Origin of the sequence: Caldimonas caldifontis, from assembly GCF_002930615.1 — a bacterium.
GTDB classification, from domain to species: domain Bacteria; phylum Pseudomonadota; class Gammaproteobacteria; order Burkholderiales; family Burkholderiaceae_C; genus Caldimonas; species Caldimonas caldifontis.
This window is the reverse complement of sequence record NZ_PSNX01000010.1, coordinates 196432-222184: the sequence shown is the minus strand read 5'-3', so window position 1 is coordinate 222184 and position 25753 is coordinate 196432. Positions and strand designations below refer to the sequence as shown.

The following is a 25753-nucleotide window of genomic DNA, read 5'->3' as shown; positions in this document are numbered from 1 at the left end:
CTGGATGTGTACCGGATTCGTTTTTGTTGTCAGACCTGGAGACTCGACGATGAAATTGCAGCCTTTTCGCTCCCTTCCCCGCCGTCTTGCCGGCGCCCTCGGTGCGCTGGGCGCAGCGGCAGTCCTGTCCGGCGCGGGAGGAGCCCTGGCGCAGGACTCCAAGGTCCTGAACATCTACAACTGGTCGGACTACATCGCCCCCGACACGATCGCCAACTTCGAGAAGGAGTTCGGCATCCGGGTGCGCTACGACAACTTCGACAACAACGAGATCGTGCATGCCAAGCTGGTGGCGGGTCGCACCGGCTACGACATCGTCGTGCCGTCGTCGAACTGGGCCAAGCTGCAGATGGACGGCGGCCTGCTCACCAAGCTCGACAAGTCCCAGATCCCGAATCTGAAGCACCTCGACCCGGCGGTGCAGGCGCAGCTGGCCAAGCTCGACCCCGGCAACCAGTACATGGTGAACTGGCTTTGGGGATACACCACGGTGGGCATCAACGTCGACAAGGTGAAGGCCGCCCTCGGTGACCTGCCCATGCCCGCCAACTCCTGGGACCTGCTCTTCAAGCCCGAATATGTCTCGCGCCTGAAATCCTGCGGGGTCTCGGTGCTCGACTCGGCTTCGGAAGTCATTCCCGCGGCGCTGCATTACCTCGGCAAGCCGGCCTACAGCAAGAACCTGGCCGACTACAACGAAGCGGCCAACCTGCTGCGCAGCATCCGACCCCACGTGACCCTCTTCAGCTCCTCCGGCTACATCAACGACATGGCCAGCGGTTCCATCTGTCTCGCCCTGGGATGGTCGGGTGACATCAACATCGCGCGCCAGCGGGCGATTGACGGCAAGACGGGCCAGAACATCGAGGCCACCATCCCGGCCACAGGCGGTGTGCTCTTCTTCGACGTGATGGTCATCCCCAGCGACGCCCCGAACGTGGCCAACGCCTACAAGTTCATCAACTACATCCTGCGTCCCGAGGTGCACGCCAGCCTGACGAACAAGGTCTTCTACGCCAACCCGAACATCGACTCGAAGAAGTTCGTGCGCCCGGAAGTTGCCAGCAACCCTTCAGTCTTCCTGTCGGCCCAGGACCTGGCCAAGATGGCCGCCCCGGACGCGATCAACAACGACCTGCGTCGCCAGACCACGCGCATCTTCACGGCCTTCAAGACGGGCCGCTGAGCCGGATCACGCCCGACATGGCAGCCCTCATCGACACCCCTGCACCGTCCGTGCAGGCAGCAGGGGTCCGCAACCCCAGCTTCCTGCAGATCCAGGATGTGGTCAAGGATTTCGGCGGACAACGAGCCGTCAACCACGTGAGCCTGGACATCGCCAAGGGCGAGATCTTCGCGCTGCTGGGCTCTTCCGGCTGTGGCAAGACCACGCTGCTGCGCATGCTGGCGGGCTTCGAGACACCCAGCTCCGGGCGCATCGTGCTCGACGGCCAGGACCTGGCCGGCCTGCCGCCCTACGAGCGCCCCATCAACATGATGTTCCAGTCTTATGCGCTCTTTCCCCATCTGAGCGTGTGGGAGAACATCGCGTTCGGTCTCAAGCGCGATCGCCTGCCCAGGGCCGAGATCGACGAGCGTGTGGCTGCGATGCTCAAGCTCGTGCAGTTGGAGGCCTACGCCAAACGCAAGCCCCACCAGCTCTCCGGTGGGCAGCAACAACGCGTGGCGCTGGCCCGTAGCCTGGCCAAGCGCCCGCAGCTCCTCTTGCTCGACGAACCGCTCGGGGCGCTCGACAAGAAGCTGCGCGAAGAGACGCAGATCGAGCTGGTGAACATCATCGAAGAAGTGGGTGTGACCTGCGTGATGGTGACGCACGACCAGGAAGAGGCCATGACCATGGCCTCGCGCATTGCGGTGATGAGCGAGGGCCGCATCCTGCAGGTGGGTGAGCCGAGCGATATCTACGAGACCCCTGCGAGCCGCTTCGTGGCCGACTTCATCGGCAACGTGAATCTCATGGACGGCACCTTGGTTCAAGACCACCCCGATCATGTCGTGATCGATTGCGGCCATTGCAGCCACTACGTCGGCCACGGCATCACCGGCACCGAAGGGATGGCCGTCACGGTGGCCGTCAGGCCGGAGAAGATCCGCATCTCCCGCGACACCCCTCCCGGCCCTCACAATCGCCTGCAAGGCACCATCAAGGATTTGTCCTACTTCGGCAGCTTCACTGTCTACCACCTCCAGCCGGCCCAGGGGCCCGTGCTCAAGATCAGCCAGAGCAACACCGAGCGCTGGCGCAGCGAAGCGCTGACCTGGGGCGATACGGCCTGGGCCAGCTGGCCCGACACCGCCCAGGTGGTGCTCACGCAATGAAGGCAATCGCCGTCATCGCCGCGACCCAACGGCGCTGGCTCCGCGGCCGGTCCGTGGTGATCGGCATTCCCTACCTGTGGCTGCTGGCCTTCTTCCTGCTTCCCTTCTTCATCGTCGTGAAGATCAGCGTCTCCGAGATGGAGACGGTTTCGGTGAAGGACATCCTGAGCTGGAGTGACGGGGTGCTCCAGCTCACGGTCAAGCTGAGCAACTACGCCTACATCCTGGCCGATGAGCTGTATTTCAGCACCTACGTGGCCTCGCTGAAGTACGCCGCGGCGACCACGGTGCTGTGCCTGTTCATCGGTTATCCATTTGCCTACTTCATGGCCCGCAGCCGTGCCACCCTCCAGCCGGCGCTGCTCATGCTGGTGATGCTGCCCTTCTGGACCTCCTTCCTGCTGCGCGTGTACGCCTGGAAGGGCCTGTTGAGCGACGGCGGGTGGGCGGCCGAACTGCTGGTGAGCACCGGGGTTGGCGACCTGCTCTACGCCCTGGGGCTGCTCACGGTTCCGGACAAGTTCATGCACACGCCCTTCTCGCTCGTGCTGGGCATGACCTACACCTACCTGCCCTTCATGATCCTGCCGCTGTACGGCACGCTCTCGAAGCTCGATCTGCGCCTGCTGGAAGCGGCCGCCGACCTGGGCGCCACACCCTGGCAGGCCTTCTGGCGCATCACGGTGCCGATGTCGCGCGCCGGCATCATCGCCGGCTCCATGCTGGTGTTCATTCCCTGCGTGGGCGAGTTCGTGATCCCTGAACTGCTGGGCGGGCCGCAGACGCTGATGATCGGGCGGGTGCTGTGGGACGAGTTCTTCAGCAACAACGACTGGCCCATGGCCTCGACGCTGGCTGTCGTGATGATCCTGCTCATCCTGGTGCCCCTGGCCCTGTTCCACCGCTACCAGGCCCAGGCGCGGGAGGCCGGCCGATGAGCGCGCGCCTTCAGACCCGTGCCGCACCCTGGGTGCACGTCGGCTGGCTGGCCGCCGGTCTGCTGTTCCTTTACGTGCCTATCGTCGCCCTGGTGGTGTTCTCCTTCAATGACTCCCCGGTGCCCACCACCTGGGCCGGCTTCACGCTCAAGTGGTATGCGGCCTTGCTGGAAGACCGGGAGATGATGGCCGGGCTGTGGCTGTCACTGCGCATTGCCTTCTTCACCGCCTGCGCCTCGGTGGTGCTGGGGTTGCTGGCGGCCTTCACCCTGGTGAAGTACACGCGCTTTGCCGGCCGCACGCTCTTCTCGGGCATGGTCAACGCCCCGCTGGTGATGCCCGAGGTCATCGTCGGCCTGTCGCTGCTTCTCATGCTGGTGTCGGTGCAGCGCGTGCTGGGCTTCCCCGACCGGGGCATGTTCACGATCTGGATCGGACACACGCTCGTCGGCGTGGCCTACGCCACCGTGGTGATCCAGGCCCGCCTGCGCGACCTCAATCCCCAGCTCGAGGAAGCCGCCATGGACCTCGGGGCGCGGCCCTCGCAACTCTTCTTTCTGGTGACACTGCCGATGATCGCCCAGTCGATGGTTTCGGCGTGGCTGCTCACCTTCACGCTGTCGCTCGACGACGTGGTGCTCTCAGCCTTCCTGAGCGGCCCGGGCTCGACCACGATGCCGCTCGTGATCTTCTCGCGTGCCCGCCTGGGCCTGAACCCGAGTGTCAATGCCATGGCCACGGTGATCATCGTCATCGTCTCCATCGGCGTGATCCTGGCCAGCTATCTGATCGCCCGAGCCGAACGGCGGCGCAGCCTGGAGCTCGCAGCCGCCGCACGCGCGGGCTAACAAGGGTATGCAAGCGCTGTTTTCGACGGATTTTTCGAGGAGCCACCATGACAACGACCTGGAAGATCACGACCCTGAGCCTGGCCCTGATGGCCGCCTTCCCCTTGGCCGGCCATGCGCAGTCCAACAAGGAGCTGCTCGACGAACTGCGGGCCCTGCAGCAACGCGTGCAGGAGCTCGAGCGCAAGCTCAAGGCGGCCGAAGCCGCGCCGGCACCCGCCCCGTCGGCCGGCATGACGCCGGACCAGCAGGTCGAGTTCAACCGCATCCGCGCCAAGACCGAGGCCCTGGAGGACAACCAGGAAGCCTCGGGCTTCAAGGGCCTGCGCATCAGCGGCATGATGGATCCGACCTTCCTGTGGACCGATCGCTATGGGGAAAGTTTTGCCTTCCTGAACAACTTCGACGGCGTGGGCAACAGCTACGGTCGGGATGCCTACGCCTTTGACAACTCCTATTTCGGCCAGGCGGTCATCGACATCGTCAAGGAAACCGAAGACCAGTCCATCTGGCGTCTGACCCTGCTGCCGCACAAGAGTGGTTCGTCCGGCTTCAACGTCGGCAGCTGGATCCATGAAGCGTCGGTCTCGGTCCCCATCACCGACAACCAGACCCGCTTCTGGGCCGGTGTGATCCCTGACTGGTCGGGCTATGAATACCCCTTCTCCCACCAGCATCCGCTGATCAGCCACAACCTGCTGTTCGACTTCACCCTGCCCAGCTACTACACGGGTGCCGCCATCGACATCACGCGGGGCAAGTGGTGGAACCGCATCGGCATCGCCAACGTCAACGCCAACCGCTACGACCGCGACGCACGGCATGGTGCCCTGGTCTATCGCATCGACTACTCGAAGGGTGAATTCGACGGCTTCGGCTTCGCCGGCGTCCATGGCAAGGAAGCCGGGGAAACGATCAACCTCTTCCAGTTCGACGCTTACTACATCCGCGGCAACTGGACCTGGCAGGGCCAGGTGGCGCTGGGCTCGGCAGATGCCGCAGCCTCCAACGACGGTCGCGCCCAGTGGTGGGGCCTCTCGGGTCTGATGGCCTATAACTTCACACCCACCCTGCAGGGGATCTTCCGCGCCGATTACATCCACAACGAGAAGAATGGCGGCGGGATCTACGGCTCGCCGCTGAGTGGCGGTGAGTTCGATGGCCGCAACGGCTTCGGCCCCAAGCTGGCCTCCGACGGCAGCGTCATCGACCCGGACAAGGGTGCCAACCGCTATGCGATGACCTTCGGCCTGAAGTATCTTTACAGCTTGAACACCACCTTCAAGCTCGAGTACCGCTTCGACGGCTCGAACGGGTACAACTTCTATGACGAGATCCAGGACCGCTACCGCAAGCGCGCCCACATGCTCTCGACCGCCGTGGTGCTGAACTTCTGAGCCTGTCCATGAGTCGCACCCCCTGGCACCAGCGTGCTGCCAACGTCAGCTTCGATGGCCGAGCCCTGATCCAGGGACGGCGTGTCGAGGCGGCGGACGGCGAGACCTTCGAGAAGCACTCCCCCATCGACGGCCGGCGGCTGGGCGCGGTGGCCCGCGGTCGCCAGGCCGACGTGGAGGTGGCCGTTGCCGCGGCCCGCCAGGCTTTCGAGGAGGGCCGCTGGTCGCGCCAGCCCCCCGCCGCCCGCAAGCGGGTGCTGCAACGCTTTGCCGAGAAGATCCTGGCCTCGAAGGACGAACTGGCCCTGCTCGAAACCCTCGACATGGGCAAGCCCATCCGCTACAGCACCTCGGTGGATGTGCCCGCCGCCGCGCGCTGCATCGCCTGGTACGCGGAAGCCATCGACAAGGTCTACGACGAAATCGCCCCCACGGGGCCCCAGGCGCTGGCACTCATCACGCGAGAGCCCATGGGCGTGATCGGTGCCATCGTGCCCTGGAACTATCCGATGATCATGGCCGCCTGGAAGCTCGGGCCCGCCCTGGCCACCGGCAACAGCGTGGTGCTCAAACCCTCCGAGAAATCACCCTACACGGCCCTGCGCCTGGCCGAACTCGCCCTGGAGGCCGGACTGCCACCAGGTGTCTTCAACGTCGTCCCAGGGTACGGCCATGAAGCCGGCGAAGCCCTGGCCCTGCACCCTGGCGTCGATGCCATCGGCTTCACCGGCTCGACGCGCGTGGGCCGGCGCATGCTGGAGTACGCGGGCCGCTCCAACCTGAAGCGCGTGTACAACGAACTGGGCGGCAAATCGGCCTTCATCGTCTTCGATGACTTCCAGGACCTCGATCGTGCCGCGAAGACGGCCGCGGCGAGCATGTTCTTCAACCAGGGGGAGTCCTGCAACGCCCCTTCACGCCTGCTGGTGCAGGACACCATTGCCGACGAGTTCGTCGCCCGCGTCCAGGCCCTCGCACCCACCTTCCAGCCGGGCGATCCTCTGGACGAGACCACCGAAATGGGCGCCCTCGTCGACGAAGGCCAGTTGCGCACGGTGCTGGGCTTCATCGCGTCCGGCCAAGAGGAAGGCGCCCGCCTCGTGACGGGCGGCCGGCAGGTGCGCGCAGACACCGGGGGCCACTATGTGGAGCCCACCCTCTTCGATGGCGTGCGAAACGACATGCGCATCGCCCGCGAGGAGATTTTCGGCCCGGTGCTCAGCGTGATCCGCTTCCGGGACGAAGCCCAGGCCGTGGCCCTGGCCAACGACTCCACCTACGGCCTGCAGGCCAGCGTCTGGAGCCACCACATCGACCGCGCCCATCGCGTGGCGCGGGCCCTGCGCGCCGGCACCGTGCACGTCAATCAATACGACGAGGACGACATCACCGTGCCCTTCGGCGGCTACAAGCAATCGGGCAACGGGCGTGACAAGTCGCTGCATGCCTTCGACAAGTACACCGAACTCAAGACCACCTGGCTGAGGATCGACACTTGACCCGTGTCGTCCCCCTGGCATCGTATGGCGCGCTGGCGCTGAGCATGGGCCTGGTGGGCAGCTACGTCGCGCTGTCCAAGGTCCTGGTGCTGGTGTTTCCGGTGCTGCTGCTGGCGTGGCTGCGATTCGGCATCGGCGCCGTGGCGATGGCCGGCTGGGTCAGGCGCCAGCCGGGCGAAAAGCCGCTGAGCCCTGCCGACCGACGGCTGTTGTTCTGGGAATCCTTCTTCGGCAACTTCCTTTTCTCGGTGTGCATGCTCTATGGCGTGTCGCTCACCTCAGCCCTGGCGGCGGGGGTCATCATGGCCTCCATCCCGGCGGTGGTGGCCGTGCTGTCGTGGTTGCTGCTGGGTGAGCGCATCGCTCCCCGCGTGCAGGCGGCCATCGTGCTGGCGGTCAGTGGCATCGCCCTGCTCTCCATCGGCAAGGCCACAGACGCCCAGGGCGCGACCCGCGGCTCTAGCGCCCTGCTAGGCAATGCCTTGCTCTTCGCCGCCGTGTGCTGCGAAGCCCTCTATGTGGTGATTGGCAAGAAGCTCACCGGCAACGTCTCGGCCAAGCGCATCAGCGCCCTGGTCAACCTCTGGGGCTGGGCGTTGGTCACGCCCTTCGGGGTGGTTCTGGCCGCGCAGTTCGACTTCGGCTCCGTGGCCGCGGGCCATTGGCTGCTGCTGGTGTTCTATTCGCTGGCCGCCAGCATGATCACGGTGTGGCTATGGATGACCGGCCTGCGGCACGTGCCAGCCTCGTCGGCGGGCATCTTCACGGTCTTCCTGCCGGTCAGTGCAGCTTTGGTCGGGGTGGTGGCACTGGGGGAACGGTTCACCCCCCTGCATGCCTTGGCCTTCGGCCTGGCGCTGGGCGGTGTGCTCCTCGCCACCTGGCCGGCACGCCGGCCAGCCGCCTGAGGCACACGCTCACGACGACGCGCTGGCCCCCTCGCGCGCCAACGCCGCACTGGCCGCCATGGCCTCCCGGGCCCGCTTCATCACCTCGGCGGCAGGCAAGGCCTTGAGGCGGTGATCCGACCACACCTGGCGCCACTTGCGTGCGCCGGCCAGGCCGTTGTACAGGCCCAGCATGTGGCGCACGATGTGCGGCCACGGCACGCCATGCTCGGCCTGCTGGCGCTCGCAGTAGGCGACCATCGCGGCCTCCACCTCGCTTCGGCCTGGCACGGAACGTTCGTCGCCGAAGAAGCGGCTGTCCCATCCGGCCATCACATACGGGTTGTGATAGGCCTCGCGGCCGACCATCACACCGTCCAGAACTTCCAGCTGGGCCGCGACGGCCTCATCGTCCTTCAGGCCGCCATTGATGGCGATGGTCAGCTGGGGAAACTCGCGCTTGAGGCGGTGCACGATCTCGTAGCGCAGCGGCGGGATCTCACGGTTTTCCTTCGGGCTCAAGCCCTGCAGCCAGGCGTTGCGCGCATGCACGATGAAGACCTCGCAGCCGGCCTGGGCCACCGTGCCCACGAAGTCGCGGACGAACTCATAGCTTTCCACCCGGTCCACGCCGATGCGATGCTTCACCGTCACCGGCAGGTCCACCGCATCGCGCATGGCCTTCACGCTGTCGGCCACCAGCGCGGCCTCGTTCATCAGACAGGCCCCGAAGGCGCCGCGCTGCACCCGTTCACTGGGGCAGCCGCAGTTCAGGTTGACCTCGTCATAGCCCCATCGCTGTGCAAGCCGTGCGCAGGCGGCCAGATCCTCCGGTTCGCTGCCGCCAAGCTGCAACGCCAGCGGATGCTCCTCAGCGTTGTAGTCCAGGTGCCGCGCCACGTCGCCGTGCAGCAACGCACCCGTGGTCACCATCTCGGTGTACAGACGGGTATGTCGGGTGATGAGCCGGTGGAAATAGCGGCAATGCCGGTCCGTCCAGTCCATCATCGGAGCGACGGACAGGCGCCAGAGGCTGCGATCAGGCACAGAATGCATCAGCGCTCAACGCAAGTTGCGCAATGGATGGGCGTGGGCCGGCCACGGACTCACAAAAAAGGCTTGCACCATCTCAGCCGTCACCTCGTCGATCCGCGCAGGCTTCCACCGGGGCGCGTGATCCTTGTCCACGGCCAGCGCCCGGATGCCCTCGACCGTTTCGCTATCGGCGCCAGACCGCAGATGAAAGCAGTGGCGTACGAGGTCGCGCTCCATGCGCAGGTCCTCGGCCAGCGTCATGCGGCGGGCACGGCGCACCTGCTCCAGCGTCACGGCCAGCATGAGCGGTGAGCGCTTGCGCAGTGTGGCCGCGGTCTCCTGCGCCCAGGTGTTGCCGATCGCGGCCTCGAGGGCCGCCACGATGCCCGCGACGTCGGCTGCGGCAAAGCAGTGGTCGATGAAAGGCTTGTGTTCCTGCAGGACCGGCGGCGGCACGCCTTGCAGCCGTGAGCGGGCCAGTGCCAGCAGGCTGACCGCGTCCGCATCGACCGACAGCGCCTCGACAAGGCTGTCCAGGGCCTGGCTGGGCAGGTAGCCGTCCGCCAGCCCCCAGGTCACGGCATCGCCAGCGGCGATCACCTGGCCCGTGAGCGCCAGAAACTCCCCGACACGGCCCGGGCATCGAGACAGGAACCAGCCCCCCCCCACATCCGGGAAGAGCCCAATGTTCGTCTCGGGCATGGCCATCTTCGTGCGCTCGGTGACGATGCGCAGCGCCGCGCCCTGGCTGATCCCCATGCCGCCGCCCATGACGATGCCGTCCATCAGGGCGATGTAGGGCTTGGGGTAGCCGTGGATCAGGTGGTTGAGGGTGTACTCCTCGGTGAAGAAGTCCTCCAGCCTCGGATCGCCGGCCAATGCCGCCTGATGGAAGAAGCGGATGTCACCGCCGGCGCAGAACGCCACGCCCTTGCCTTCCTGCGTGGCGCCGCGCACCAACACCGCTTGCACGGCAGCATCGTCACGCCACGCCAGCAGCAGCGTGGTGAGATCGCGGATCATCGACAGCGACAGGGCATTGAGGGCCTGGGGGCGGTTCAGCGTGATCAGTCCCAGGCTGCCGCGACGCTCGGCCACCACCAGGCCGTCACCGCTCAAAGCAGGAAGGGTCGCAGACATCATCGTCAGTCTCCTTGTCATGAGGGGTCAATGGCTGCAGCCGTGGGTGCCACGGCCTTCGATCGCCGCAGGCCCAGCGCTTCATTGAGCACCAGGGCGCCCAGCACCAGAACGCCACCCTGGAGCACATGCGGCGATGGCACTTCGTTCGCACCCAGCCAGGCCCAGGCCACGCCGAAGATCACCTCCAGCAGGGCCAGCAAGGCCACCTCGGGCGCCGGCAACACCCGAGCCAGCTGCACGGCGATCAGGCAGGGCACGGCAAGCTGGAACACACCGAGCGTGGCCAGCAGCCCCAGGTCATGGACGGAGGCCTGCAAAGGCCAGGCCAGGGGCAGTGTCACAGCCGCCGAAATCACGGCCCCAATGAGCACTGCCGGCAACATGTCGCGGCGACGGCCGTAGCTCGGCTGGTGGGTGGTGCGCTGGATCACCGTCCAGTTGATGGCTGCGGCCACGGGCACGCCCAGCGCCACGAAGGTGCCCACCAGGTGGCGCAGTTCGGCGCCGGCCAGCTCGCGGCCGTACATCCAGGCGATGCCCACGCCGGCTGCAGCGATGGCCGCCCAGGTGCGCGCAGGCAGCCGATGCCCGAGCGCAAGGCGTGCCAGCAAGGCGGTCATCAGCGGCCCAAGGGCCATGGTCACCAGCACGTTGGCCACCGTGGTCAGCGTGATCGCCACCATGAAGCAGGTGTACATGATCGACCACATCACGCCCGACATCCACAGCGGCCAGCCTCCATCGCGCAGCTCCGCCCACAGTCCCTTCCCCTTCCACAGCGCCAGCGCCACGACCATGAAGGCGGCGTTGAAGAAGCTGCGCCAGAAGGTCACCTCAAAGGACCGTGCGGCCTCCAGATGACGCGTGACGACACCGGCGATGCTCCACAGGAGCGTCACCAGCACCATCAGCGCCACGGCACGGCCGTGGCTCAGCGAGCCGAGGGCGTCAAGCCGCTTCACGCTGGGCGCGCTTGCGCTCGTGCTCCTTCAGGAAGCGCTTGCGCAGGCGGATGGATTTGGGGGTGATCTCGACCAGCTCGTCATCCTCGATGAACTCCACGCCATACTCCAGCGTGAGGTCGATCGGCGGCGTGATCTTGATCGCATCTTCCTTGCCGGAGACACGGAAGTTGGTGAGCTGCTTGGTGCGCGTGGCGTTGACCACCAGATCGTTGTCGCGGCTGTGGATGCCCACGATCATGCCTTCATAAACCGGGTCGCCCGCCTTCACGAACATGCGGCCTCGATCGTCGAGCTTGCCCAGCGCGTAGGTGATGATCTCGCCATCATCCATCGAGATCAGCACACCGTTCTTGCGGCCGCCGATATCACCCTTGTGGGGTTCGTAGCCATCGAAGATGTTGCTGATCAGGCCTGAGCCACGAGTGAGGTTCAGAAACTCGTTGGAAAAGCCGATGAGGCCTCGCGCCGGGATGCGGTACTCCAATCGCACGCGGCCCCGGCCGTCAGGCTCCATGTTCACCAGTTCGGCCTTGCGCTCGCCCAAGGCCTGCATCACGCCCCCTTGGTGAGCCTCCTCGATGTCCACGGTGACCAGTTCGATGGGCTCATGCTTCACCCCCCCGATGTCCTTGAAAACGACACGCGGCTTGGAAACGGCCAGTTCGTAGCCTTCACGTCGCATGTTCTCCAGCAGGATGGTGAGATGCAGCTCTCCCCGGCCCGACACCTCGAACACGCCGTCCTCATCGGTCTCCCTCACACGCAGCGCCACATTGGACTGAAGCTCCTTCTGCAGGCGATCCCAGATCTGGCGACTGGTGACGAATTTGCCTTCCTTGCCGGCCAGTGGGCTGGTGTTGACGCAGAAGTTCATCGTGAGCGTGGGCTCGTCGATCTTGAGCATGGGCAGCGGCCGCGGATTCTGCGGGTCGGTCACGGTTTCGCCGATCCCGATGTCGGCGATACCGTTGATCAGCACGATGTCACCCGGGCCGGCTTCGGTCACCTGGAAGCGATCCAGCCCCTGGAAGGTGAGCACCTGGTTGATCCGTCCTTTGACGGGGGTCGAGTCAGGCCCTGCCATCACCACCACATCCATCCCTGGGCGGATCGTGCCCGAATTGACTCGGCCCACACCGATGCGGCCCACGAAGGTGGAGTAGTCCAGCGCCGAGATCTGCAGCTGCAATGGAGCGGAAGCATCCCCCTCATGAGGTGGAACGTGCTTGAGGATGGTCTCGAAGAGGGCCGACATGTCAGGCCCCCACTGCTCACCCGGCGCCCCTTCTTGCAACGAGGACCAGCCATTGATGCCCGATGCATAGACCACCGGAAAATCGAGCTGCTCATCGGTCGCGCCCAGCTTGTCGAACAGGTCGAAGGCGGCGTTGATGACCTTGTCACAGTTGGCACCGGGCTTGTCAACCTTGTTCACCACGACAATGGGCTTCAGACCCAGGGCCAGCGCCTTCTTGGTGACAAAGCGCGTCTGGGGCATCGGGCCTTCCTGCGCGTCGATGAGCAGCACCACACCGTCCACCATCGACAGCGCGCGCTCCACCTCCCCCCCGAAGTCAGCGTGGCCGGGAGTGTCCACGATATTGATGTGGGTGCCCTTCCAGCTCACCGCACAGTTCTTGGCCAGGATCGTGATGCCTCGCTCACGTTCGATGGCATTGCTGTCCATGACCGTGTCAACCACTTTTTCGTGGTCGGCAAAGGTGCCAGACTGACGCAGCAGTTGGTCGACCATGGTCGTCTTGCCATGGTCGACGTGCGCGATGATGGCGATGTTGCGGATGGGCTTGCTCATGATCTCGTTGAGTAGGTAGACCCGAAAACAGGTCAGGGAATGACAGGAGTGTTCAGAAGCGACTGGACTTCGGCTGGACTGAGCAGCCGGGTCGGGATCAGTTCGCCGCGCACGATGTGGCCACTGCCGAGGAAGGCACCCGGCTCAGGGCCATAGACGCGCACCTGGGCCGCATCGGGCAGATCGACCCGGCGCCGCAAGCCGCTCAGAAATCGTGCCGCCTCGGCAGCCGACAGCCGCACTGGCGCCCAATCAGCCACCAAGGCGTCCGGGGGCAGCAAGCGTGCGTCGCGCTGCGCTTCGTCCATCTGCGCCAGAGACTCCAGCGTCAGAGACTGCTCCACCCGCAGCGGCCCGCTGGCGGTGCGACGCAGGGCCACCAGGTGGGCGCCACAGCCCAGCGCCTCGCCGAAGTCTTCGGCCAGGGTGCGTACATAGGTGCCCTTGCTGCAAGACACTTCGATTTCCAGCTGTTCATCCTGCCAGCGCAGGATGTCCAGGCGATGAATCCGCACCCGCCGGGCCGGCCGCTCGATCTCGATCCCTGCGCGGGCGTACTCGTAAAGGGGCTTACCGCCGCGCTTGAGCGCCGAATGCATGGGAGGCACCTGGTCGATCTCGCCCACGAAGCGCGCCGCCACCTCGTCGATCTTCGCGCGATCAACCGACACCGCTCGCTCCTGGATGAGCTCGCCTTCGGCGTCTGCGGTGGTCGTGCGTTGACCGAGACGCAACACGGCGCGATAGGCCTTGTCTGCGTCGAGACTGACCTGTGAAAACTTGGTCGCCGCGCCGAAGCACAGGGGCAGCAGGCCCGTGGCCATGGGATCGAGCGTGCCGGTGTGTCCGGCCTTTTCCGCGCGCAGCAGCCGCTTGACCTTCTGCAAGGCGTCGTTGCTGCTCAACCCCAAGGGTTTGTCGAGCAGCAAGACGCCGTGTACCGCTCGGCGCACGACGCGCGGGCGGGTTGAGGCAGATGCGGCGGCAGCCAGCATGGCGGATCAGTCCTTGGCTCGCGTGGCGTTGGCCTGGGCAATCAAGGCATTCATGTCGGCCGCACGTTCCGTGGTGCGATCGAACACGAAGTGCAATGTGGGCACCGTGTGGATCTGCAAGCGCTTGAACAAGGCGTTGCGGACGTATCCGGCAGCCTCGTTCAACGCAAGTTCACTTTCCTGCGGATCGCCCACCAGCAGCGAGAAATAGATCTTCGCGTGCGCGTAGTCGGGCGTCACCTCCACCGCATTGAGCGTGACCATGCCGATGCGCGGGTCCTTCAGCTCGCGGATGAGCTCAGCCACATCGCGCTGGATCTGGTCGGCCACCCGGTGGGAACGGTTGGGAATGGATCGCTTGTGTCGCATGGTGAAGGACTCCTGGTTGGGGCTACAAACACAAACCCCGCCCATCTTTCGATCGGCGGGGTCCGAGCGCGTGAGCGCCTCCGCCGGTCAGAGCGTACGTGCCACTTCCTTGATCTCGAAGAACTCCAGGTGGTCACCTTCCTGGATGTCGTTGTAGTTCTTGATGTTCAGACCGCACTCGAAGCCTTCCTTGACCTCGCGGACATCGTCCTTGAAGCGCTTGAGGGAATCGAGCTCGCCGGTGAAGATCACGACGTTGTCGCGCAGCAGGCGCAGGCGCGCGTTGCGGCGGATCACGCCGGACAGCACCATGCAGCCGCCGATCGCGCCCACCTTCGAGACGCGGAAGACCTGACGGATCTCGGCCGTGCCGATGACTTCTTCCTTCTGATCCGGCGTCAGCATGCCGGACATCGCCGCCTTGATCTCATCCACAGCGTCGTAGATGATGTTGTAGTAGCGAATGTCCACGCCGTTGTGCTCGGCCAGCTTGCGCGCACCAGCATCGGCCCGGGTATTGAAGCCGATCACCACCGCCTTGGAGGCCAGTGCCAGGTTGACGTCGCTCTCGCTGATGCCACCCACGGCGGCATGCACGATCTGCACCTTGACCTCGTCGGTCGACAGCTTGAGCAGCGAAGACGCCAGTGCCTCCTGGGAACCCTGCACGTCGGCCTTGATGATCAGCGGCAGCGTCTTCACATCGCCCTGTCCCATCTGCTCGAACATGTTCTCGAGCTTGGCGGCTTGCTGCTTGGCCAGCTTCACATCACGGTACTTGCCCTGACGGAAGGTGGCAATCTCGCGAGCGCGCCGCTCATCGGCGAGGACCATGAACTCGTCACCCGCCTGAGGCACCTCGGTGAGGCCCTGGATCTCGACCGGAATGGACGGCCCTGCCTCCTGAGTCGGCTTGCCATCCTCATCGAGCATGGCTCGCACACGGCCGTAGCTGGCACCGGCCAGCACCACATCGCCGCGCTTGAGTGTGCCGGACTGCACCAGCACCGTGGCCACCGGGCCTCGGCCCTTGTCGAGCTGAGCTTCAATGACCAGGCCCTTGGCCGGCGCATCGACCGGAGCCTTGAGTTCCAGCACCTCCGCTTGCAGCAGAACGTTCTCGAGCAGCGCGTCGATGCCCTCGCCCGTCTTGGCGGATACAGGACAGAACGGTGCGTCACCGCCATATTCCTCGGGCACCACTTCCTCAGCCACCAACTCCTGCTTCACACGCTCGGGGTTGGCATCGGGCTTGTCGATCTTGTTGACAGCCACAACGATGGGAACACCGGCGGCCTTCGCGTGGTGGATGGCTTCCTTCGTCTGGGGCATCACGCCGTCGTCGGCCGCCACCACCAGGATCACGATGTCGGTCGCCTTGGCGCCCCGGGCACGCATGGCCGTGAACGCTTCATGGCCCGGGGTGTCCAGGAAGGTGATCGTGCCGCGCGGCGTATCCACGTGATAGGCGCCGATGTGCTGAGTGATGCCGCCCGCTTCGCCAGCCGCCACCCGCGAACGGCGGATGTAGTCGAGCAGCGAAGTCTTGCCGTGATCCACGTGGCCCATGACCGTGACGACGGGGGCCCGTGTGAGCAGCTCGGCTTCCTGCGCCGCATCGCTTTCCTCCAGGAAAGCTTCGGGATCATCCAGCTTGGCGGCAAAGGCCTTGTGGCCCATCTCCTCGACCACGATCATGGCCGTCTCCTGGTCCAGCTGCTGATTGATCGTCACCATCTGGCCCAGCTTCATCAGCTGCTTGATGACTTCGGAAGCCTTGACCGACATCTTGTGGGCCAGGTCGGCCACGCTGATGGTCTCGGGTACATGCACTTCATAGACTTGCGGCTCGGAAGGCGCCACAAAGCTCGACCCGGAGTCACCCCGGTCTCCACGACGACCACCCTTGGTCGGGGCGCGCCAACCACCGCGGGCACCCGCAGCGGTATCACCGCGCGTTTTCAAAGCGCGCTTCTTCGCGGCATCGTCTGCCCAGCTGGACGAAAGCTTTTCGGACTTGACCGACTTCTTGTCGCCCGGCTTGGCTGCACCAGGCGCAGCCGCCGCTGCACCTGGTGCAGCAGGTGCGGCCTTGGGCTTGTGGATGGTGCCTTTGATACCCTCCTTACCAGCTTCTGCCTTCGGCTTCTCGTCTTCGGGCTTCTTGGCCGTCATCACGCCACGCTTGGGCGCGGCCATCATGGCCCGAATGGCCGCCGCTTCGGCTTCGGCTGCCTTGCGGCGCTTTTCCAGATCGCCCAGGCGCTGCTTCTCTTCGGCTTCCACATCCACGGCCTTGATCACCCGCACCGCCGGCTTCGGCGGCTCGGCAGGTTCGGGCGCGGGCGCAGGTGCCGGAGGTTCGGGTGCAACCTCGCCAGCCGCGGCGGCAGCTGCCAGCTCGGCCTGGCGGGCCTCGGCAGCACGCGCCTTCTCTTCGGCCTCGCGCTGCGCGGCCTCGCGGGCGCGGGCTTCCGCCTCTTCGCGGGCACGGGCCTCGGCCTCTTCGCGCTGGCGACGCTTTTCAGCCAGCTCCTCTTCCTGCCGACGCAGGAGTTCAGCCTGACGGCTGGCTTCTTCTTCGCGGCGGCGAAGCTCGGCCTCGTCGACCACAGGCTTGGCCGCGGCGACCTCCTCCACCGGGGAAGTGTTGTCGTCACGCTTGACGAAGACACGCTTCTTGCGAACCTCGACCTGGATAGTCCGCGCCTTGCCCGAAGAGTCGGCCTGTTTGATCTCGGTGGTCGACTTCTTCGTCAGCGTGATCTTCTTGCGCTCACTGCCGGCGGTGCCATGCGCGTTGCGCAGATAGTCCAGCAGGCGCTCCTTGTCAGACTCGGTCAGCGAGTCGTCGGGAGACGTTTTGGCCACCCCTGCTGACTTCAACTGCTCGAGCAGCGTCGCCGCGGGGCGGTTCAGCTCGGAGGCGAACTGTGCGACTGTGGTAACGGCCATTGTGTGTAATCCTTGACGAGCTTGCAGTGGCTGGGCGAACGGAACGTCAGTTCAGCGCCTCAGGCCGTGAACCAGTGTTCTCGGGCCTTCATGATGAGCGCCTTGGCCTGTGCCTCATCGACACCGGTCATTTCGGTCAGCTCATCCACAGCCAGGTCGGCGAGGTCATCGCGGGTGTGGATGCCGGCATCTGCCAGCTTGGCGATCAATTCTGCATTCAGGCCCTCGAGGTCTCGCAGGTCCTGAGACACCTCCTCGACCTTCTCCTCACGGGCGATCTCCATCGTGAGCAGCGCATCCTTCGCGCGGTCACGCAGCTCATTGACGGTGTCCTCGTCGAAAGATTCGATCTCCAGCATCTCCTGCAGCGGGACGTAGGCCACCTCTTCAAGACTGGTGAAGCCTTCCTCGATCAGGATGTCGGCCACTTCCTCATCGACATCGAGCTTCTCAACGAAGAGGCGCCGGATCGCGGTGGTTTCCTCGGCCTGCTTGGCCTGGGATTCCTCGGCGGTCATGATGTTGATGCGCCAGCCCGTGAGCTCGGACGCCAGACGCACGTTCTGGCCACCGCGCCCGATGGCGATGGCGAGGTTCTCCTCGTCCACGACCACATCCATGGCATGACGCTCCTCGTCCACGACGATGGAGACGACGTTGGCCGGCGCCAGCGCGCCGATCACGAACTGGGCCGGATCCTCCGACCACAGCACGATATCCACCCGTTCGCCAGCCAACTCGTTGGTCACGGCATTGACGCGCGAGCCACGAACCCCCACGCAGGTGCCGATCGGATCGACGCGCTTGTCGTGAGACAGCACGGCGATCTTCGCACGCGACCCCGGGTCGCGTGCGCAGCTCTTGATCTCCAGCAGCCCCTGCTCGATCTCGGGCACTTCCTGGCGGAAGAGCTCGATCATGAACTGCGGTGAACTGCGCGACAGGATGATCTGCGGGCCGCGCAGGCTCGGGTCCACCTCGTGGATCACCGCCCGCACACGGTCCCCGGTACGCAGGTTTTCCTTGGGGATCATCTCGCTGCGCTTCAGACGCCCCTCGACACGACCCGATTCAACGATGAGGTCGCCCTTGTCCAGACGCTTGACCGTGCCCACGAAGATCTTGTCGCCCCGTGACAGGAAATCGTTGAGCAGCTGCTCGCGTTCGGCATCGCGGATCTTCTGCAGGATGACCTGCTTGGCAGCCTGCGCGCCGATGCGCCCGATCGGCACGGACTCCACCGACTCCTCGATGTAGTCACCCACCTCGATGTCACTGATCTGCTCCTTTGCTTCGAAGAGCAGAATCTCGGCGTCGGGCAACTGCAGCCCGGCCTCATCCGGCACCACATGCCAGCGACGGAAGGTCTCGTACTCGCCCGTCTCGCGGTCGATGACCACGCGGATGTCAACTTCGCCTTCGTAGAGCTTCTTGGTGGCTGAGGCGAGGGCGGCCTCGACCGCGCCGAACACGACGTCGCGCTCCACATTCTTCTCGCGCGAGATCGCGTCCACCAGCATCAACAATTCGCGGTTCATGATTCCTGACCTCCGTCTTCTTGTGCGCCCTTCGAGGAAGGCGGCTGCGCCGTGCCACGGCGTCGACCCTTGAAGTCGATCACCGGCACCAGGCGGGCCTCCCTGACCTCGTCCAGCGAAAAATCCAAAGCCTGTTCCTGCTTTCCGTCCTGCAAGACCAGCCGCCAGCCGTCACCCTGGGGCTCCAGCACGCCACGGTACTTCTTGCGATTCTGAAAGGCCTGCTTCAGGGTGATCTCGATTTCGTGGCCGGCGAAACGCTCGAAATCAGCCGGCCTGCGCAACAGCCGGTCCAGGCCAGGCGACGAGACCTCAAGCCGCTGGTAATCGACGTCCTCGACTTCCAGCGCATACTGCAGCTGGCGGGTGACCTTCTCGCAGTCATCCACGGTGATGAACTCACCACGCGGATCGTTGGCAACGCGATCGATGAACACACGCAGCAAGCCGCCAGCGCTGCGCTCGCACTCCACGAAGTCATACCCCAACCCCGTGACGGTGTTCTCAATCAAAACCTGCCAACCCAAACCCATTGACGCGCCCAGCTCCCGCAGACCCTGAAAATTCCCGCGTTCGTCATCGGCGCCCAGCGGCCCCACTGCCCCTTTTTTCCGGCATTCCCGCCCTTCCCTGTTCGATTTGAAGAGCGCTTGCCGCAAAGGCAACGCAAAGGCGGCCAAGCAAAAAAAAAGGGCTGGATGTCTCCGCCCATTATTCACAATGGCCCACAATGACTTAGCGAAAGTCGAATTATACCCTGAGTGGCGGGGCCTAGCAAGTCGCGGGCCCGTCCGCTCCTGCGAGGGCCTGACGCCATGGCCCCGCGCCCGAAGCGACTGGCGAGCGCGGGGAGCGCGTGCCAGAATATCGGTCTTTGACCCTCACGGAGACACCATGGGATTTCTCGCCGGCAAGCGCTTTCTGATCACCGGCCTGCTGTCCAATCGCTCGATCGCCTATGGCATCGCCAAGGCCTGCCGCCGGGAAGGGGCTGAACTGGCCTTCAGCTATGTGGGTGAGCGCTTCAAGGACCGCATCACCGAGTTTGCCAGCGAGTTCGACTCCTCCTTGGTTTTCGACTGCGATGTCGGCGACGACGCGCAGATCCAAGCGCTTTTTGAACAGCTCGGCCAGAGCTGGCCCACGTTTGACGGCTTTGTTCATTCGATCGGCTTTGCCCCACGAGAGGCCATTGCCGGCGAATTCCTCGACGGGCTGTCCCGGGAGGCCTTCCGCATCGCCCACGACATTTCCGCCTACAGCTTTCCGGCCATGGCCAAGGCAGCCCTGCCTCGACTCAGCCCGAACGCCGCCTTGCTGACCCTGAGCTACCTGGGCGCCGTACGCGCCGTCCCCAGCTACAACACCATGGGCTTGGCCAAGGCGTCGCTCGAAGCCAGTGTGCGTTACCTGGCCACCCACCTGGGTGCCAAAGGCATCCGCGTCAACGGCATCTCTGCCGGGCCGATCAAGACCTTGGCGGCCTCGGGCATCAAGGGCTTCAGCAAGATCCTGGACATCGTCGAATCGAACGCACCGCTGCGGCGCAACGTCACCATCGAAGACGTGGGCAACGTGGCGGCCTTCCTCCTGTCCGACCTTGCCGCAGGCGTCACCGCCGAAATCACGTACGTCGATGCCGGCTTCAGCCAGGTGATGGGCGGTGTCCCGCCCGGCTCCCTGGACAGCTGACGCGACGCAGCCCGCAAGCGAGAGAGGGGCCCCAAGGCCCCTTGCCCGCTACAGAAGCTGCAGAATCTCGCGCCGCTTGCGCTGGAATTCCTCTTCAGTGATCAGGTTCTGGTCGCGCAGTCGCTGCAACCCACGCAAGCGCTGTTCCTGCTCCTCGTAGAACCGATCATCGCGACGCGCCGGCACCACGCTCGCCGGTGTCGGCAGGGTTGCCGCCGCAGCGGGCGCTGCGCCAGCCCCGGCTGGGACGGTCACAGCCGGCACGGAGGCCTGGAGCGGAAAGACCAGCCAGTCCGGGCGAACCGCCTGCCCCTGGGTCGAGCTCAGGGCCACGCCCCCCGCAGCACGCCGCGAGCCGTACTGGAACGCGGGCAGCACCTTGGTGGCCCGGTAGGCATGGTAGAAATCCAGGCGGGCATCGTGAACGATCATGTTCAGACCCGCGTCGGTCACGAACAGTCTGGCAGTCACGCCGTAGGGTGTGCTCATGAAATTGCCATGACGCCTGGTCGTGCTGAGCATCTCCACATCATTGCCCGGCGCTGCCGCGGCCAGCGCCGCCACGATCGGACCGACCAGATCGTCGAGCTCGTCATTGCTGAACAGCGTTTCAGTGCGCCCGCGAAACACCGTGCTCACGCTGCCCAGGGCGCGACGCACCGCTTCGGCAGACGCCGACACTGGGTGCGCATTTCCCTTCTCTGCGGCCGCCTCGGCCGGGACCAGCTTCACCCATGAGAGCTCCTGGATGCGCCACTCGCGTTGCCGAGGCGAGGCATCCCCACCAGACCACGCCAGCGAGGGCATGCCCATGACACCCAGACAAAGGAATGCCACCGCGACCCTGCGCGCGAACGCCCCGACACGAAACGTCGGGGTCGTTGTGATTCTTGCCTGCATGATGTGTCTCCTTCGTCAGATCAGCTCGTCCAGGGCGCGTGCAGCACCCAGCAGCGCCGGGTACGGCGCCTGCACCACCAGGGTCGGAATGTCGCTCAGGTAGGCCCTGAAACGGCCCTTGTCCTCGAAGCGAGCTCGGAAGGGGGAGCGATCGAACCAGTCACCCAGCCGAGGCACGATGCCCCCTCCGATGTAAACCCCGCCGCGTGCCCCGAGGGTCAGCGCCAGATTGCCCGCCACATTCCCCAGGAAGCTGCAGAAAAGATTCAGAGCCTCCTCGGCCCGGGCCTCCCGGCCGCTGAGGGCCGCCTCGGTCACCTCGGCGGGAGTGTGCCCGGAAGGAGCCAGTCCATCGATCTCGCGCAGCGCGTCATGCAAGTTGACCAGACCAGGCCCCGAGAGCGCCCTCTCTGCAGACACATGCCCAAACCGTCGACGCAGCCAAGCCAGCAATTCGGCCTCCCGGTCATTGGTTGCGGCCAGGGTCACATGCCCGCCTTCGCCATTCACCGGCACAAGGCGCCCACTGTCCGACGAGAGCAAGCCCGACACGCCCAGACCCGTTCCTGCACCAAGCAAGGCGCGAGGGGCTTTGGCGACGGCATGCCCAGGCCCCACCTGGCGGATGTCCGCGCCCCCCAGAGACGGCAATGACATAGCGAGCGCCGTGAAATCGTTCAGCACCAGCAAACGCTTCAGCCCCAGGCTGTGACGCATGCCTTCGATCGAGAAGGCCCAATGATGGTTGGTCATCTGAACCCAGTCGCCAACGACCGGGTTGGCAATCCCGATCGCCGCCCAGGGTGGCGATCGGTGCCCCTGCTCATTCAGGTAAGCACGAATCACGTCGGCGAGCGAGGGGTAGTGGGCGCAGGCATAGGTGCGCACGCCCTCAGGCGCGCAACCCGCCCCCTTCACCCAGGCCAACCGCGCGTTCGTACCTCCGATGTCCCCGACAAGGCGGGGGTAGGTGTCGTCCACAGTCACAGTCCTTATCGATGCTTGTTCGTCTGTCGCCCAACATGTAGGCAAACTACACACAATGCTAGGCGAGTCGCGCCAAGTTGTCCATCCATCGATCCAGACCGCCGATCCCGCCATCGCTGTGACACGGAGTTGCAATCCCCTCCAGATTTGAGCAAGCAAGGGTTATCCCTTGTTCATTCCAAGTAGTTTCATTACTAGAGTTGCGCCTGTTACCAAACTACATTGAGATTTGTAGTGAACCTACAGTGTCTTATCGACCAGAGCAACATCGTGCCCGCTGCGCGAGGCCTGGCCGGGGCACCCCGTTTCCTGAGCGAGCGAGTTCGCGGCGCCCTGCCGGGCGCCGCCCCTTTTTCGTTCGATCGCTCACCCCGCTTTTCCCCAACCGCTGTGAAGCGGCCCCTGGCCGCCAGCAGCATGACTCACCCAAGCAACCAACGATGAGGAGTTCAACCATGCAACACAAGTTCAAGCTGCTGGCAGCCGCCGCAGCCGTGGCGGGGGCGTTCGCGGCCCCGGCCACATTCGCCCAGGGCATCGAGTTCCACGGCTACGTGCGGACCCAGGTGGGCACCACCAGCGAGGGCGGCAACCTGCAGTGCTTCAGCGGCGCCTGGCCGATCCGCGCCAAGTACCGTCTGGGCAACGAGTGTGACAGCTACGGTGAAGCCGCCGTGATGGTGCCCTTCGGCAAGGCCGATGGCGCCTGGGGCAAGTACAACCTGATGCTGGCCCTGCAGGAGAAGAACTCCCAGGACTACGAAAGCATCAGCGACGAAAACTTCGACATTGCCAGCCGCCAGAACTACGTGCAGATCGGCGGCTTCTTCCCGGACGGTGCCTTCGAGGAGGCGAAGCTGTGGGTGGGCAAGCGGTACTACAACCGCCACGACATCCACATCAACGACTACTTCTACTGGAACAACTCCGGTCCCGGCGGCGGCATCGAAGACATCAAGGCCGGCCCCATGAAGCTGAGCTTCGCCTACCACCAGAACGGCGGAAATGCCCATCCTGAGGCGGACGTCGTGGGCAAGCGCTACTCCATGCGCTTCCATGACATTGCTGTCAATCCCGGTGGCACGTTTGAAGGCGAACTGGTGTTCCTGAAAGGCAGCACCGCCGGCACGGCCGACACGGGCAACGGCTATCAGGTTTTCCTGCAACACACCCAAGGCGGCTTCCTGGGCGGCTTCAACAAGCTGGCGCTGGTCTATGGCAAGAAGCTGGGCGCCGGTTTTGAATGGCTGCCCACCTACGCCGGCGGCAACGAAGCCAGCGGCGATTCCCTGCGGCTGCACGACCAGATCTATTTCAACTTCCCGGGTACCGGCTTCTCGGGCATGGCCACGGCCAGCTACGGCTACGCCGACTTCGGCAGTGGCAAGAACACCTGGGCGAGCTTCGGCATCCGTCCCCAGTACAACTTCACCGACAACTTCAGCCTCGCGGTGGAACTGGGCCATGACCAGGGCAAGACCGATGGCGGTGACAAGCCCAAGCTGACCAAGCTCACGGTGGCGCCCCAGTTCTCGCTGTCCGGTGGCTTCTGGGCCCGCCCCGTCGTGCGCGCGTTTGCCACCTATGCGAACTGGAACGCCGCCAACGGCGATGCCGGGACGAATGGTGTCTTCGGCAGCAAGACCAGCGGCATGACCTACGGCCTCCAGGTCGAGACCTGGTGGTAAACCCCGCGGCGGCCGCAAGGCCGCCTGCAAGGCCATGGGCATGGCCAACGCACTGGTGGCGTGCCCATGGCCTTGCACAGGACAACCAACGCACACACGGAACCGTTCAGCGTGAGCTTTTCTGATCTTTCGACCGCCCCCTGGTGGCGCGGCGGCATCATCTACCAGATCTATCCGCGCAGCTTCGCCGACAGCAACGGCGACGGCATCGGCGATCTGCCCGGCATCATCGAGCGCCTGCCCTATGTGGCCAGTCTCGGGGTCGATGCCATCTGGATCTCACCGTTCTTTCGCTCGCCGATGAAGGACTTCGGCTACGACATCGCCGACTACCGCGACGTCGATCCGATGTTCGGCAACCTGGCCGATTTCGACCGCCTGGTCGCCCGGGCGCATGAGCTCAACCTCAAGGTGATGATCGACCAGGTGCTGTCCCACACCTCCGATCAGCACCCCTGGTTCGTCGAAAGCCGCTCCAGCCGCGACAACCCGAAGGCTGACTGGTATGTCTGGGCCGACCCCAAGCCAGACGGCACGCCGCCCAACAACTGGCTGAGCGTCTTCGGCGGCTCGGCCTGGCAGTGGGACTCGCGCCGGCGCCAGTTCTACCTGCACAACTTCCTGACCAGCCAGCCGGATCTGAACTTCCACAACCCCGAGGTGCAGCAGCAGGTGCTGGATGACATCCGCTTCTGGCTGGAGCGGGGTGTGGATGGTTTCCGCTTCGATGCCTGCATCTTCCATTTCCACGACCGCCAGCTGCGCGACAACCCGCCGGCCGCGAACCGCGACACCAAGACGGTGATGGAAACCAATCCCTATGGGATGCAGCGCCACCTGTACGACAAGACCCAGCCGGAAAACCTGCCCTATCTCCAGCGCATCCGCGCGCTGCTGAACGAATACGGTGCCGCCAGCGTGGGCGAGATCGGCGACGACGACTCTCTCAAGACCATGGCCGCCTACACGGCCGACGGTGACAAGCTGCACATGGCCTACAGCTTCAACCTGCTGACCGCCGAACGAAGTGCCGCCTACATCCGCCAGCAGGTGGAAGAACTCGAAGCCCAGATGAAGGACGGCTGGGCCTGCTGGTCCTTCGGCAACCACGACGTCGCCCGCGTGATGACCCGTTGGGGGGGGCCGAACGCCACGCCCGACTACATCAAGGTGGCCGGTGCGATGCTGATGAGCCTGCGCGGCAGTGTGTGCTGGTGGCAGGGGGACGAACTGGCGCTGACCGAAGCCGACATCCCCTTCGAGAAGCTGCAGGACCCCTACGGCATCAACTTCTGGCCCGAGTTCAAGGGGCGCGACGGCTGCCGCACGCCCATGCCGTGGTCCAGCACCCAGCCGCATGGGGGCTTCAGTGCTGGCCGGGACGTCGAACCCTGGCTACCCGTCCCGCCGGAGCATCGGGCCAGAGCCGTGGATGTCAACGAGGCCGACCCCGGTTCGCCGCTCAATGCCTTGCGCCGCTTCATCGCGTGGAGGAAAACCCAGCGTTGCCTCGTCGATGGAGACATCCGCTTCCTGGATGCGCCCGAGCCCGTGCTGGCCCTGATCCGCACGCCGGCCAATGCCGGGCACGGCGATACCCTGCTCGCCCTCTTCAACCTGGGCCAGGACGCCGTGAGCCTGGAACTGCCGCACGCCCCGCAGACCATTGCCGTCGACGGGCATGGCTTCGAGGGGGCCCGGCGCGAGGCTCAGCGTTTCACCCTGCCCGCCTACGGTGCCTATTTCGGCAAGATGGCGTGATGT

Annotated in this window: 21 protein-coding genes; 10 read left to right on the top strand and 11 right to left on the bottom strand. The window is 64.9% G+C overall.

Going from position 1 to position 25753, the window contains the following annotated elements:
- Positions 1-49 precede the first annotated feature (49 nt).
- From C1704_RS12105 to C1704_RS12075, 7 genes are read left to right on the top strand one after another with little or no spacing between them, the layout of a single operon-like run.
- On the top strand, positions 50-1186 hold the full coding sequence (locus C1704_RS12105; protein ID WP_104302971.1) for a polyamine ABC transporter substrate-binding protein: 1137 nt from the start codon (positions 50-52) through the stop codon (positions 1184-1186).
- A 17-nt stretch (positions 1187-1203) separates the two neighbouring features.
- Positions 1204-2340, top strand: coding sequence for an ABC transporter ATP-binding protein (locus C1704_RS12100; RefSeq protein WP_104302970.1), 1137 nt, complete (start codon positions 1204-1206; stop codon positions 2338-2340).
- The gene (locus C1704_RS12095) at positions 2337-3278 is read left to right on the top strand and encodes an ABC transporter permease (RefSeq protein ID WP_104302969.1); all 942 of its coding nucleotides are present in this window, start codon (positions 2337-2339) and stop codon (positions 3276-3278) included. Before C1704_RS12100 ends, C1704_RS12095 begins: the two co-directional genes overlap by 4 nt.
- Complete coding sequence (locus C1704_RS12090; protein WP_104302968.1) at positions 3275-4126, top strand: ABC transporter permease subunit; 852 nt, start codon at positions 3275-3277, stop codon at positions 4124-4126. The genes C1704_RS12095 and C1704_RS12090 overlap by 4 nt, the downstream gene beginning before the upstream one ends.
- A 47-nt stretch (positions 4127-4173) precedes the next feature.
- A complete protein-coding gene (locus C1704_RS12085) occupies positions 4174-5523 on the top strand; it encodes a DUF3138 family protein (RefSeq protein WP_104302967.1) in 1350 nt (449 codons plus the stop codon).
- 8 nt (positions 5524-5531) lie between these two features.
- Positions 5532-7022 (top strand): aldehyde dehydrogenase, encoded by a 1491-nt coding sequence (locus tag C1704_RS12080; protein WP_104302966.1) that lies wholly within the window; start codon positions 5532-5534, stop codon positions 7020-7022.
- Between the two features lie 44 nt (positions 7023-7066).
- Positions 7067-7930, top strand: a complete 864-nt coding sequence (locus tag C1704_RS12075) for a DMT family transporter (protein WP_104303013.1) — start codon at positions 7067-7069, stop codon at positions 7928-7930.
- 9 nt (positions 7931-7939) lie between these two features.
- On the opposite strand, the gene dusA is transcribed toward C1704_RS12075, so the two are convergent.
- The 9 genes from dusA to rimP all read right to left on the bottom strand — a co-directional run bounded on the left by dusA (position 7940) and on the right by rimP (position 19249).
- Positions 7940-8965, bottom strand: coding sequence for a tRNA dihydrouridine(20/20a) synthase DusA (gene dusA / locus C1704_RS12070; RefSeq protein WP_104302965.1), 1026 nt, complete (start codon positions 8963-8965; stop codon positions 7940-7942).
- Positions 8966-8971: 6 nt separating this feature from the next.
- The gene (locus C1704_RS12065; protein ID WP_104303012.1) at positions 8972-10084 is read right to left on the bottom strand and encodes an enoyl-CoA hydratase/isomerase family protein; all 1113 of its coding nucleotides are present in this window, start codon (positions 10082-10084) and stop codon (positions 8972-8974) included.
- A 17-nt stretch (positions 10085-10101) separates the two neighbouring features.
- Positions 10102-10995 carry a DMT family transporter gene (locus tag C1704_RS12060; RefSeq protein ID WP_104303011.1) on the bottom strand — a complete coding sequence of 298 codons (894 nt, stop codon included), beginning with the start codon at positions 10993-10995 and terminating at the stop codon, positions 10102-10104.
- Positions 10996-11035: 40 nt separating this feature from the next.
- Positions 11036-12865 (bottom strand): translational GTPase TypA, encoded by a 1830-nt coding sequence (gene typA / locus C1704_RS12055; RefSeq protein WP_104302964.1) that lies wholly within the window; start codon positions 12863-12865, stop codon positions 11036-11038.
- A gap of 32 nt (positions 12866-12897) precedes the next feature.
- Positions 12898-13860 carry a tRNA pseudouridine(55) synthase TruB gene (gene truB, locus C1704_RS12050; RefSeq protein WP_104302963.1) on the bottom strand — a complete coding sequence of 321 codons (963 nt, stop codon included), beginning with the start codon at positions 13858-13860 and terminating at the stop codon, positions 12898-12900.
- Between the two features lie 6 nt (positions 13861-13866).
- Positions 13867-14229, bottom strand: a complete 363-nt coding sequence (rbfA, locus tag C1704_RS12045; protein WP_104302962.1) for a 30S ribosome-binding factor RbfA — start codon at positions 14227-14229, stop codon at positions 13867-13869.
- A gap of 87 nt (positions 14230-14316) precedes the next feature.
- Positions 14317-17184, bottom strand: a complete 2868-nt coding sequence (infB, locus tag C1704_RS12040; protein WP_104302961.1) for a translation initiation factor IF-2 — start codon at positions 17182-17184, stop codon at positions 14317-14319.
- 59 nt (positions 17185-17243) lie between these two features.
- Positions 17244-18722, bottom strand: a complete 1479-nt coding sequence (gene nusA / locus C1704_RS12035) for a transcription termination factor NusA (RefSeq protein WP_104302960.1) — start codon at positions 18720-18722, stop codon at positions 17244-17246.
- Complete coding sequence (gene rimP, locus C1704_RS12030) at positions 18719-19249, bottom strand: ribosome maturation factor RimP (protein WP_104303010.1); 531 nt, start codon at positions 19247-19249, stop codon at positions 18719-18721. The genes nusA and rimP overlap by 4 nt, the downstream gene beginning before the upstream one ends.
- Before the next feature lie 367 nt (positions 19250-19616).
- On the opposite strand from rimP, the gene fabI reads away from it, so the two are divergent.
- The gene (gene fabI, locus C1704_RS12025) at positions 19617-20414 is read left to right on the top strand and encodes an enoyl-ACP reductase FabI (RefSeq protein ID WP_104302959.1); all 798 of its coding nucleotides are present in this window, start codon (positions 19617-19619) and stop codon (positions 20412-20414) included.
- Positions 20415-20462: 48 nt separating this feature from the next.
- Here the strand turns inward: fabI and C1704_RS17475 are convergent, their stop codons facing one another.
- Positions 20463-21146: an SHOCT domain-containing protein gene (locus C1704_RS17475; protein WP_146076080.1), complete on the bottom strand. Its 684-nt coding sequence runs from the start codon at positions 21144-21146 to the stop codon at positions 20463-20465.
- Between the two features lie 183 nt (positions 21147-21329).
- Positions 21330-22301: a glucokinase gene (locus tag C1704_RS12010; RefSeq protein ID WP_245876467.1), complete on the bottom strand. Its 972-nt coding sequence runs from the start codon at positions 22299-22301 to the stop codon at positions 21330-21332.
- A gap of 455 nt (positions 22302-22756) precedes the next feature.
- On the opposite strand from C1704_RS12010, the gene C1704_RS12005 reads away from it, so the two are divergent.
- Together C1704_RS12005 and C1704_RS12000 are read left to right on the top strand one after the other, a co-directional pair.
- Positions 22757-23989: a maltoporin gene (locus C1704_RS12005; protein ID WP_170064689.1), complete on the top strand. Its 1233-nt coding sequence runs from the start codon at positions 22757-22759 to the stop codon at positions 23987-23989.
- Positions 23990-24100: 111 nt separating this feature from the next.
- The gene (locus C1704_RS12000; RefSeq protein ID WP_245876466.1) at positions 24101-25750 is read left to right on the top strand and encodes an alpha-glucosidase family protein; all 1650 of its coding nucleotides are present in this window, start codon (positions 24101-24103) and stop codon (positions 25748-25750) included.
- The last annotated feature ends 3 nt before the right edge of the window (positions 25751-25753 follow it).